The organism is Flavobacterium sp. FPG59 (genome assembly GCF_002150205.1).
GTDB lineage: Bacteria > Bacteroidota > Bacteroidia > Flavobacteriales > Flavobacteriaceae > Flavobacterium.
In genome coordinates this window covers 1-11,964 of record NZ_MTCA01000088.1, presented here as the reverse complement: position 1 = coordinate 11,964, position 11,964 = coordinate 1, and the positions used below count along the sequence as shown (strand labels likewise).

The window sequence follows — 11,964 nt, the reverse complement described above, 5'->3', positions numbered from 1 at the left end:
TCCTTCTCATAAAGTTCTTTGATTTTAAACTTAGCACTTTTGTAAAACTTATCAATTACAAAAAAGTAATGGACAATTGAATATAGATTATCCTCAATTTTATATATCGGATTATTTTTGATATTTGTAAAATCTTCGTCGGGAGCTATATCGTCGGATACCATTGAATCTAAAAATGCCTTCGCATCCTTATCATCAACCTCCCATAGATAACTGTTAGTTCCTTTTAATTGCAGTAATTTCCCAAAAAGAAATGTCATCTGGGCTACAAATTCGTGTTCAGTCGAAACGTTAAAGGATCTAAGGAATTCATCTTTAAGATTTAAATAGTTAGGCTTAGAATTCAGAAATCCTAATAATGCTTCTACCTTATAAAAAGTGGCATAAAGCAAATGCAAAAATTCAATGTTGTCATTTTCAGAAATACCAAGATCTGCAAATGGAAAAGTAAATACTATGCTAAAATCAATAATCTTTTCAAAATCATCTTCATTTACATTATCCAGCACTTGATTATTTATAAGTTCAGTATTAATGCATAAAAATGCCTTAAACAAATTCATTTCATCATCATCGGGAGAATCATTTGTATTATTTTCTAGTAATTCCTGGGAATTCGACAAAACTGCTTCCGCGAATTTTAATGCCGTTTGCCCACTGACTACTTGTGGCTTGGATGTGATTTGTCTATCAAATAAATATTTATCGACTCTCTGGGTTACTTCGTCATGTATCTCTGGGTTACTAAAAAAATTATCATAGTTAGGGATAGGTCTTGTATTAAAAAAGCCAATGGATCTTAATAAAGATTCTCTCGAGACTTTGCTTAAATACTTTATTATAGGTTCCACTTGTTCATCTGGAAAGAGATCTTTAAATTCAAGTAGTTGCTTTATGTTTATCATTGTATTAAAATCTGTTAGCCAAAATTAACCGAAGGTAGCAAATATGCAACTATCTAATATGGATCTCCAATATTATTCTTTAAATCAAACATTGAAAGATCTAAATAGGCTATAAAACTCTTAAAATATTCCTCAAAATCATCAACCACTTCATTTGAATAAAAAAGCTTTATCACATTTCCTGGGAGCGGCCACAGTGAATGGAAATGGTCTATCGTCCTTAAGCGGGAAGTAATTGCATTGAACAATATTCCCTGCATGTTTGCCCTCATTTCCTCTTTTGAAAATACTTTATAGATGTCGATATCAGATAAAGCAGCATAATAACCATCGCCGAAAGCAGCAACTTCAGATGGATTAAGTCTATTTTCTATAATAAGATGCTTGTTTGAACTGTCCAAAATTCCCTGTTCAAAATAAGAAAGCGGTGTAGAGCTACTTTCATACTCTTTTTCCTTAAATGTCTTATAAGGAATCCTCAATGCCTTCAGCTTGTTAATTTCTGGTCTTTTGTCTTTAATTGAAATACTATACCTATGAAAAGCCAAATCCTCACGAAACTTATCCATTCTGTTTGAATCGAGCAGATTTTCCACCTCGTCATACGGAATGTTATTATCTGTGCGATGGTATCTTATTTGATTTCTCAACTCAATATTATAAACGCGATCAGGAAGGACATTTATATATTCTGTGTCTAACAGAAACCATGAAACGTTTAAATTATCTGTATGGAAATCATTGAAAATTGAAGCCATAAATTCGGGAGGACGCTGCATTATATAGTCTGCCAGAAGACCACGATATCCCTTCTCAGACATTACCTGAATTTTATTAATCAGACTAACAGAATCATACATTTCTATAAACCCTAATTTTTCAAATATCGGCAGTGCTGTGTCCAACGCATATAGAGAATGGTCTTTACGCGCATAGTATTTGGTCCAAAACAATGAAATTGACTTCAGGTCTATCTTACGGCCCTGATGAAGTGCTAATCGCAGATAACTTAGTATGTCTACCCACATGGTGAAACTCGTATCATTTCTATGGTTAACGATATACTGTTTTAGCGACAAATTCAAAAAATCATTTTCCTTGGGTAGCTTTCCAATCGCCAAAAGATATTCTCGCGCCTGTTTTAATATGTAAGATAGCGAGTATTGATCGATACCCAGATCGTATGTGATCTCCTCTAGAATAGTAAGAGCTTTCCATTCATTGCCTTTCATGTATTCACTTATTCCTCTATACCAAATCTTATAAGTTTTCCTATTCTCTGTATGTATAAACAGATCTTCAAGAATATAGGTAACAATTTCCCTAAAATGCATGTTTGAGCTGTCATTCAAGAGTGAACAGATTTTAGAAATTGAAAGCGGTTTTTGATGCTTTTCAAAGAATTCTATTTCTTCCTGTACATCATTTTGTAATTCGCTAAAGAATCGACGTGTTTCATAGTTGTCATCGCTTGTAGTATTCAAAAGAAGGGACCCATCGTTTGTTTCTAAATAGTAAAACATTCCGAACAGATAACGGGTACTTGTAATGTCTTCAATAGTATAACCATTAAAAAGTAATGATCTGCAATAGATAAAGTGAAATCCGTTGAGTGTTGATATATGATCACGAGAAACCATATTTAATATCAGCGATAAATCATAATATTGCCTGATTTCCAGAACTTCGGCTTCCATCGTGGAAAGTGTTTCGCGAATCTGGAAATAGAAATCTCTTACTGCCTCGAAGTCGATAACGCCTTCTATCAATTTCTTAAACTCTACGATTGAAGCGTACTTTCTTATAATGCTTTGTTTTTCTTCCTTTGAATGATCAAAATAAGAAAATCGTGATTGAAATCGCTTCTCTATATTCATTATCGATGCGTATACAACAGCATTGACCTTAGCTGATACAATTTTGTAGTCGGTGTTCCGTTTGCGTAGGAATGTAATAAAACTATCGTGAAACATCGAAATCCTGTTAAGACGCAACTCAAAAAGATATGGATGTTCTGAGACAAATTGTTTCACGAACATCGCACCATATGTATCAAGGAATAAATCAATTTCAGATTGCATAAGGTATGATCGAACACAAAGAAATAGTGCTAGTGCCTGTTTTCCTTTTTCGCCTTCGATTATTTTCTCGTAGTACTTGTCAATGCTATCAAATGCTTCGAAGTCGGGTACAATGCCTTCAATCCTATATTGTTCTGCAATATATCTTACCAGTATTGGATAACCGTCGGTTATTGTAAAAATTTTTTGAATAATTTTGTAATCCTGAATATGGTAAAGCTCATTTAAAACTATTTTTGTCTGTCCATGATTCCAATTTCCTAACAATTGCTTTTTCCAAGGTAATAAGCGTTGCAATGGACGGCTCAATACAATTACCTTACAATGCTCCTTCAGATTATTAATAAAGGCAACGTATTTTTCCAGGTCATTTGGATTATAGTTTTCGACATGGTCAAGGCCATCTATTATAACCGTCTTTTCACGTTCCCTCAATTTTGCTATAATCTGTACTTCGGTATATGGTTTCAGGTTGCGAAACAGCTTTTTTGAGAAATCCTGAATGAAGTTGTTGTACTTCAGTCGCTCGTTATAATCATTATCCTGATTGGAAACCCAGAAACGGTAAACTACGTTATTTTTATATTGATTTTCCAGATTTACCACTAGATGGCTTTTTCCTACACCTGGCTTGCCTTCAATGAGCAATATATTTTCAACGTCAAGCAATTTCCTTGTTACGTTGACAGTAGGTTCTATCAAAAAGGTTTTGAAGATATTCAAAGATGGTAAATCACTTATTTTTATCAGCAGATTTCGTTTGTCGAGACATCCACTAAAAAACTGATCGATGATGTATTTTCTAAGGTGGTCTGTTTTATAAAGCTCTTCTATTCTCTGATCTATCTCTTGTCCTGATTGTGATATTATATAGATATTTCCCAGTCGGAGTGCAGGTATACCTAATATTTCGCAATCGGGTGTAATCTCGAGCCTGTTGAAAAATAAAACATTTGTTTCGTTTGACAATTTGTGAAGATTTCCTGCAATAATGATTTCGGTTTCGGACACAACGATCTCGTTTAGTGAGATGGAAGCGAAATCTTTTATCTGAAAAAAATACTCCTTGTCGTTGCTAATCACCCTGATATCGTCAAATTTATGATCTACCAAGGCTTCAATCTCTATGGATTCAATGGTCCTTTCTACATCCATTATTGTCAGCATCAACGATGTAACAAGTTTTTGGAAAGAGTAACCGTAGAAAGCGTTTCTCATGGTAATATTAATTTGAAATAAATCATTTATTGGTAGACAAATATAGCTAACCTATTCAAATTTTAACGTTTAACCGGCTTAAACCTCAATCCTTAGTGGTTTCTCTGGTATAGCTCCAAATCTTCAAAAAAAACTCGATATTTTTTTGGACGGGTTTATGGTTATAGGAAAGTCCAACACTAATAAATTTCACGACACAATGTATATAGTTGTATCTCAGGAACAATTTTCATACATTTACATTTATACAAATACTTTACTGACTTAAGATCAAATTGATCAAAGATTCAAAGGGCTATAAGGTAAGTTGTTATAAATGAGATCTATTAGGTTACCCTTTTTGGAAGAGTGCTTGAAGATACCAATAAAATCAATAAATTAAAAAGATAGCAGATAATCCTGCCACACCGAAAAAAAGCCGAACAGCAATGTTCTGTTTTTTTGTCTTATCCTGAAATCACCTTTTTTTAATTTACCTGAAGTACTATATTCATCAAGTGTTTCTGCTCCAATGTGTTTCAATTAATCCTTTTTGTCTTCTTGTTGACTGGTGCCCATTTCGTTGTGGCTGGACAGATGGTAAAATTTTCCATATGATACAATTGACAAATGCTTGCTTTTGAAAAAAAAACAGCACCACATGTGTTCACTTCAATCAATTCTATATTGAGATCTACATTTTGTCCGTTTTTGAGAAAATCTGCAATAAAATGATGTACCTTCGACCTTAAAGTACCAAAAAAAAATTAAAGCAAAAGCCGAGATTTCATTTTTCTTTTTTAACCAGTATTAAAAATGTTATTTAAATGAAATTTTATTAGTTGTTTCCCTTTTTTTCTCGTCGATGATTTTCGTATATATCTGTGTGGTCTTTATGTTCTTGTGTCCCAGCATTTTAGACACAGTGAAAATGTCGGTACCTGCCGCCATCTGTAATGTTGCATAGGTATGGCGAAAGCAGTGAAAAGTGATATGTTTCTCAATAGCTGCATCTTTAATCCAAATGGGTATCAAACGGTCAAAATCCCATTTTTTTAAATTTAAAAAGATTTTCCCATACTCCATTCTTTGTTCACCTAAGAATTCAAGCGCTTCCTCAGAAATAGGTAGGGTAACTGGCTTATCAGTTTTCTGCTGTTTAAATCTTATATAATACCCTTCCTGTTTGCTGTATTGTACTTCTTCCCATGTAAGTTTTGATATATCGGAATAGCGCATGCCTGTGAGCAGAGAAAAAAGACTGACACGTTTGACAATTTCTTTTTTACAAGGGGTTTTAAATAACCTTACAGCTTCTTCCATGGTTAGAAAATTCCTTTGAGACTCTTGTTCCTTTATGCTTCCAATTGCAGCATTGACATCGGTCTGCAGTAATCCTTTTTTGTATGCTTTTCGAAGAGTAGCTTTGATCTTATTGAAATAAGTTAAAGCTGTATTCTGAGCTAAAAACTTACCCTTTTTCCTGATACATTTTGCCTTTAAGAGATACTCCCTAAAATCTTCTATAACAGTCACATCGATATCCTGTATCAGTATATCCTCATTCTTAAGAAAATTTTCAAAGTGGATAATGGCATAAGTCCAGATATCACCGTTATTGCCCGTTTTATGCTCTGCAACAAGCTTGAGATACTGCAGAAATGATTTTTCGCCAATCTCTTTAAGACGAAGTTGCTGCAGCTCAAAAGGATTGTAGATCTGCGGCTTATTTACTTCATTAAACCTATTTGCACAGATAATTTCAGCTTTATATAGATTCTCAGAATTCATAGTCTTGTCAACATTATTTTTTGGTTTAGGAACGAGGTATAAACTTAAATACTCCCTACGGTAAAGTTTATGGGTCTTAGGATTGTATACCGGAGGGAAAAAATCAAGATATAGTGTAATCTTACCACTTGGCAGTTTCCTCTTTCTTAGCGTAACATTTATATTTTTCATCTTCCTACAGCATTAAAAATTATATCAATATCCTGTTTGGCTACACAGGTGAATTTTCCAACGGAATATTTTACTATACCCTGCCGTTGAATCAATAGATAGAGCGCTCCTGAAGAAATATTATACTTCTGCTGAATTTCCGTTATAGTATAGCAATTGTCAAAACCAGGAAATTGCTGTCCAGTTTTCAAGGTTACATCCTGTACAGGAATTGCAAAAAAAGCTTCAAGATCGCATCTGCGGATAACAGTTCGTTTGCCAAACTTTGCAATGTCCAGATGTCCATTGTTAACTAACCTGTAAAGCGTACTTCTGCTGATTCCAAAAAGAAGGGTTGCCTGAGTAATTTTTAAAAACTCAAGTGGCTTTATTTTTTCCAAATCTGTGTTTAAAAGCTGAACGATCTCGTTATTGCTTTTTTCTACTTTTCCTTTGCGCACCAGTGATTTATAACCACGGCTGTTGCAAATGTGCGAACAATACCGTGTACGCGTTGTTCTGGCTGTGAACTGTTTTTTGCAGTGCTCACAAATTCTGATAACCTCAATGTTAGAACTCATAATGTGACTAATTTTGTGTCCCATTGTGTCTATGTGTCTCTCTGTGTGTCATAATTTCGCCAAAGAAAAATCCAATAAGGAAAATTATTTTCGTGGTACAATAATGGTACAAAAAAGGAACAAACTATCTGCAAATAAAGCTAAATAAACAGAAAGAAGAATCCCAGTTAAAATGCCTTTTTATGACATTTTAACTGGGATTCTTTGTTTTATTTTGTGATGTTTTGTGAAACCTATTTTCCGATGCAGAAATTTGCAAATATATTCCCTAGCAATTCATCATTGGTTACCTGACCGGTAATCATCCCGAAATGGTATAATGCTTCGCGTATATCAAGCGCCATCAAGTCGCTAGAAAGGTTGGTTTCAAGTGCGTATTTTACTTTGCTAATTTCATCAAGAGCTTTTAATAAGGAATCATAATGACGGGTGTTGGTTACAATGGTTTCGTTGTTGCGCAAGGCACCGGTGTTGACAAAGGAAAGCAATTGGTTTTTGAGTTCGTCAATGCCAATTTTTTGTTTTGCACTTAATAAGACTTGATGTACGTTTAACTTGTCAAGTTGCTGGCTGATAGAATCTCTTTCCTCAACCGAAATTAAATCTATTTTGTTGATTACAACGAGTAATGGTTTTAAAGGATATTTATTTTTTACTTTTTCAATTTCAAGGATGTACTCTGAACCTGAAACTTGAAACCTGAAACTTTCAAATAAATACAAAACCACTTGCGCTTGTTCTATTTTTTCAAAAGTTTTTTGAATGCCAATGCTTTCTACGTAGTCTTTGGTTTCTCGAATACCTGCCGTGTCAATAAAGCGGAAACCAATGCCGCCAATGACTAATTCGTCTTCAATAGTATCACGTGTTGTTCCTGCAATGTGAGATACAATGGCGCGTTCTTCGTTGAGTAAAGCATTCAAAAGCGTCGATTTTCCTACGTTAGGTTCGCCCACAATGGCAACAGGAATTCCGTTTTTAATTACGTTACCCACCGCAAAGGAATCAATCAAGCGTTTTAGGACAAACTCAATTCTATTTAGTAATTCGTGAAACTGGGTTCTGTCTGCAAACTCTACATCTTCTTCGGCAAAGTCTAATTCGAGTTCGATAAGCGAAGCAAAGTTTAAAAGTTCCTCTCTCAATTTGGCAATTTCGTTCGAGAATCCGCCACGCATTTGCTGCATCGCAATTTGGTGGCTGGCTTCATTGTCTGATGAAATTAAATCGGCAACAGCCTCGGCTTGTGATAAATCCAGTTTACCATTCAAGAAAGCGCGTAGGGTAAACTCACCTGCATCGGCCATTCGGCATCCTTTTCTGAGCAATAATTGAATAATTTGCTGCTGAATATACGTTGATCCGTGACAAGAAATTTCTATGGTATTTTCGCCAGTATAGGAATTTGGTCCTTTAAAAACAGAAACCAATACTTCATCGAGCGTTTTGGAACCATCCACAATGTGACCTAAATGTAGGGTGTGGGTTTTTTGAGTGACTAAGTTTTTATTTTTTATGGATTTAAAAACACTATCAGCAATAGGAATAGCATCTTGACCAGAAATTCGTATTATGGCAATTGCTCCGGCGCCAGATGGAGTGGCAAGGGCAACAATGGAGTCTTGAGGAATCATTTTGATTTATTTTTATACAAAAGTAACCAAAATTGGTGGGAGCGCAAGACAACTGCTTTACTGAAAAATAATTTTGAAAATAGTGATGCTAGTATGACAAATGTCATACTTCTAGCGCAAGTAAGAGCTTATCTTTGTTACAACAACTAATCTTTTAACTACACATGCTATGAAAAAAATTCTTTTCCCTACCGATTTTTCTCCTGTTGCCACAAATGCTTTTGTACATGCCTTAAAGTTTGCAAATACAGTAAAAGCTGAAATCGTATTGTTGCACACCTTTGATGCGCCTAGTTATGACAGTTCGTTTTTTCCTCCTAATTATACCATTTTATACAACTCAGTCGAGTTGAGTAAATTTGAACAGTTTAAGGATGAGGTTCCTAAATTACGAGCCATTGCAGAAAAGCTCAATTTGCAGCACATTATATTATCGCATAGATTGACTGAAGGCGATTTGACTTCTTGTATTTTTGATATTACGCAAGACGAAGATATTGATTTTATTGTCATGGGAACAAATGGAGTGCAAGGTTGGGATGATTTTTTTGCGGGCACCAATACGGCAAACATTATAACTGACGGAACTGTTCCCGTATTGTGCGTTCCTGGGGATGCTGAATACAGACCCATTCACCAAATTTGTTTTACCACTCGATTTAGAAAAAAAGACAAAAAAGCTTTAAAACAAGTTTTAGCTATAGCGCGCAAAACAGGAGCCAAAGTAAAATGTTTGTATGTAAAAACAGCTAGTTCTGATGTTACCAAAGATACGATTAAAGCTTGGGAAGATGAGTTTAGTGCCGACCCAGTAGAATTTCACGTTATGATTAGCGATGACGTTCAAGGTTCTATTTACGATTTTATTCAGCAAAAAGACATTGATATTCTCACTTTGTTGCATTACAAAAGAAGCTTTTTAGCCGGTATTTTCAATTCGAGTTTAACCCGAAAAATGGCCAATTATACTGATTTACCAATTTTAGCCATTCCTGCTGATATAGAATAGAAAAGAGCGGTTTTGTGGCATAATTTTAATAGTTGCTTGTATTGTTTTTCGAATTTTAAAATGGTTCGACAGGAATTGTTTGATCCAATGAAAGTTAAAAACGAAGCAGTTTATGTGAGTATCATATTTTAAAGCCTTTTGATTTTATAAACGTTTACATAAATTACAATTGAAATCAACTCAATAATGCAGCAATGGAGCTTCTAAAGTTATAGATATTGCGCGACTTGTAGTATAGCGGCTCCATTGCTTTTAATTGAGATGGATAGGGAACTAATTTACTATATTTGTAAATCATCAATTAAAATATGGAAATTTATAAATCAAGAGTTGCTCAATTTTCTCAAGTAGCATCAACCTTAACAAAAAAGTACAATAGCATCAGTATAAGTAGATTACTGGCTATGGTGCTTTTTTTTGTTTCAATTTATTACTATTTAAAAACGAATGCTTTACTGTACAGTCTGGCAGCTGTTTTTTTTCTGGTTTTGTTTATTATTTTAATGCGTTTGCATACGTCTATAAATACTAAAAGAAAGATAAATAAGGCTTTAATTGACATTAATACTAATGAAATTGATTATTTAGAGGGTAAAGCTATTCCGTTTGAAAATGGAATTGAATTTAATGATTTTCATCATCCGTATGCGTATGACTTGGATGTTTTTGGTGCGCATTCTTTGTTCCAAAATTTAAATAGAACGGCTACCTACATAGGAAAAAAAACGTTTGCAAAACGATTGTTATCCATTGCACCTAATACTGAGATTGAGCAAAATCAAGAAGCAGTGAGGGAGTTGTCTGCTAAAATAGAGTGGCGTCAAGAGTTTTTGGCTGTGGCCAAAGTAGGAGAGGACACGGCAACTAGTTATCAAAATTTAATGCGTTGGACTACATTTAATAGTACACCCCTTTCGCGAATTACTGTTTTAATTTCATACCTATCACCGCTACTTTTCATTACTTTTTTGATATTGTATGCTGTCACTTCAAAACTTATTTTCGCCTCAATTCTGGGTTATGTTTTTATATTTAATTTGATGGTTTTAGGAAGGTTTGTAAAACGCATTCTTGCCGAAGTAGCCACCTCAACAAATATTGATATTACAATTCACCAATACAGTTTACTATTAGAAAAAATTGAAAAGGAGCCTTTTACATCTCAAAAACTAATTCAGTTGCAACAGCAATTAAAAATTGAAAATGGGAATGCCAGCGCGCATTTAAAAAAATTATCTGAATTGTTTTCCAATATGGATAGTATTGGAAATTTTGTAACTGCAACCGTTTTTAATGGAACTTTTCTTTTTAATTTGCATGTTTTTAAAGCATTGTTAAAATGGAAAAATAACAATGGTACTGCGCTAGAGCAATGGTTAAACGTTATTGGCGAAATGGAAATGCTTAACAGTTTAGCAAATTTTGGGTACAACAATCCAGATTTTGTTTATCCAAGTTTAAACACCAAGTATGAAGTTGATTTTAAAGGACTAAGTCATCCTTTGTTGAACAAAAAAACTAGAATCGGCAATGACGTTTGTTTTTATCCACAGTCTTTTATGATATTAACGGGATCTAATATGTCTGGCAAAAGTACTTTTTTGAGGAGTTTAGGTATCAATATGGTTCTTGCAGGAATTGGTTCTCCTGTATGTGCGTTACAAGCTAATATTCATCCTTTACCAGTGTTAGTATCCATGCGCTTATCTGATTCCTTAGCAGATAGTGAATCGTATTTTTTTGCTGAAATAAAACGCTTAAAACAAATTATGGACGAATTGCATCATACACCAGCTTTTATTTTACTAGACGAAATTTTGCGCGGTACAAATTCTGATGACAAGAGAAACGGTACCATAGAAGTAGTTAAGAAAGTGATTGCTAAAAATGCCATTGGTGCCATTGCTACGCATGATATTGAAGTTTGCCTTACTACAAATGAATATCCTGAAACCTTAGTAAATAAATGTTTTGAAGTAGAGATTGTTAATGATGAGCTCCATTTTGATTACAAACTTCGTGACGGAATTTGTAAAAACAAAAGCGCTACGTTTTTAATGAAAAAAATGGGAGTGATTTAAAATTAAAAGCATCTACTCGAAATTAAAACTATTCTTACAGAAGGATGAATTAAATTTGATTTTAAGTTTGATAATTTCAAAGTTTGGCGACAGTTTGTACTAATGGAAACTAAAACAAAATAAAATGGTGGAGCAATCAATAAAAAGGTTAGAATATTTAACTGATATAATTCCAAGTCTTATAACTGAAATGGGTGAAGAAAGTTTTTCTTTAAAAATATCAAAAGATAAATGGAGTAAAAAAGAAATTATTGGCCATTTAATTGACAGTGCAACAAATAATCATCAAAGATTTGTTCGTGGACAATTTGAAATGACTCCTGAAATTAGTTACAACCAAAATAAATGGAATGAATTTAGTTTTTACCAACAAATAAATGCAGAACAGATAATTTCATTTTGGACAATATATAATAAACAACTTCTTGAAATTATTAAAAGAATACCTATTGACAACTTAAAAAGAGAAATAAAAATAGGGGAAAATATTTTCACCTTAAAATTTTTGATAGCAGACTATGTTGAACATTTAGAA

7 protein-coding genes and 1 pseudogene are annotated in these 11,964 nt (G+C 33.8%); 3 read left to right on the top strand and 5 right to left on the bottom strand.

The annotated features are described in order from the left end of the window. The 5 genes and pseudogenes from FPG59_RS09350 to mnmE all read right to left on the bottom strand — a co-directional run. Positions 1–905 (bottom strand): annotated as a pseudogene (locus tag FPG59_RS09350) (hypothetical protein); the annotation flags it as partial. Positions 906–958: 53 nt separating this feature from the next. Next, positions 959–4,204, bottom strand: a complete 3,246-nt coding sequence (locus FPG59_RS09345; protein ID WP_086454348.1) for an AAA family ATPase — start codon at positions 4,202–4,204, stop codon at positions 959–961. 798 nt (positions 4,205–5,002) lie between these two features. After that, positions 5,003–6,145, bottom strand: coding sequence for a site-specific integrase (locus FPG59_RS09340; protein ID WP_086454347.1), 1,143 nt, complete (start codon positions 6,143–6,145; stop codon positions 5,003–5,005). Next, positions 6,142–6,705, bottom strand: a complete 564-nt coding sequence (locus FPG59_RS09335; protein WP_243698925.1) for a helix-turn-helix domain-containing protein — start codon at positions 6,703–6,705, stop codon at positions 6,142–6,144. The genes FPG59_RS09340 and FPG59_RS09335 overlap by 4 nt, the downstream gene beginning before the upstream one ends. 233 nt (positions 6,706–6,938) lie before the next feature. Next, the gene (gene mnmE, locus FPG59_RS09330; RefSeq protein ID WP_086454345.1) at positions 6,939–8,339 is read right to left on the bottom strand and encodes a tRNA uridine-5-carboxymethylaminomethyl(34) synthesis GTPase MnmE; all 1,401 of its coding nucleotides are present in this window, start codon (positions 8,337–8,339) and stop codon (positions 6,939–6,941) included. 169 nt (positions 8,340–8,508) lie between these two features. Here mnmE and FPG59_RS09325 point away from each other — a divergent pair, with 169 nt between their 5' ends. From FPG59_RS09325 to FPG59_RS09315, 3 genes are all read left to right on the top strand, one after another. Next, positions 8,509–9,348 carry a universal stress protein gene (locus FPG59_RS09325; protein WP_086454344.1) on the top strand — a complete coding sequence of 280 codons (840 nt, stop codon included), beginning with the start codon at positions 8,509–8,511 and terminating at the stop codon, positions 9,346–9,348. Between the two features lie 308 nt (positions 9,349–9,656). Next, entirely contained in the window at positions 9,657–11,429 is a 1,773-nt protein-coding gene (locus tag FPG59_RS09320; protein WP_086454343.1) for a DNA mismatch repair protein, read from the top strand. 124 nt (positions 11,430–11,553) lie between these two features. Beyond that, positions 11,554–11,964 (top strand): hypothetical protein (locus tag FPG59_RS09315; protein ID WP_086454342.1); only part of this gene is annotated, 411 nt, incomplete at its 3' end.

What these genes read in the sequence shown, in the direction of transcription:
- FPG59_RS09345 (WP_086454348.1), bottom strand. Translation starts at nt 4,204, where the DNA reads ATGAGAAACGCTTTCTACGGTTACTCTTTCCAAAAACTTGTTACATCG.
- FPG59_RS09325 (WP_086454344.1), top strand. Translation starts at nt 8,509, where the DNA reads ATGAAAAAAATTCTTTTCCCTACCGATTTTTCTCCTGTTGCCACAAAT.
- FPG59_RS09320 (WP_086454343.1), top strand. Translation starts at nt 9,657, where the DNA reads ATGGAAATTTATAAATCAAGAGTTGCTCAATTTTCTCAAGTAGCATCA.
- FPG59_RS09335 (WP_243698925.1), bottom strand. Translation starts at nt 6,705, where the DNA reads ATGAGTTCTAACATTGAGGTTATCAGAATTTGTGAGCACTGCAAAAAA.
- FPG59_RS09340 (WP_086454347.1), bottom strand. Translation starts at nt 6,145, where the DNA reads ATGAAAAATATAAATGTTACGCTAAGAAAGAGGAAACTGCCAAGTGGT.
- mnmE (WP_086454345.1), bottom strand. Translation starts at nt 8,339, where the DNA reads ATGATTCCTCAAGACTCCATTGTTGCCCTTGCCACTCCATCTGGCGCC.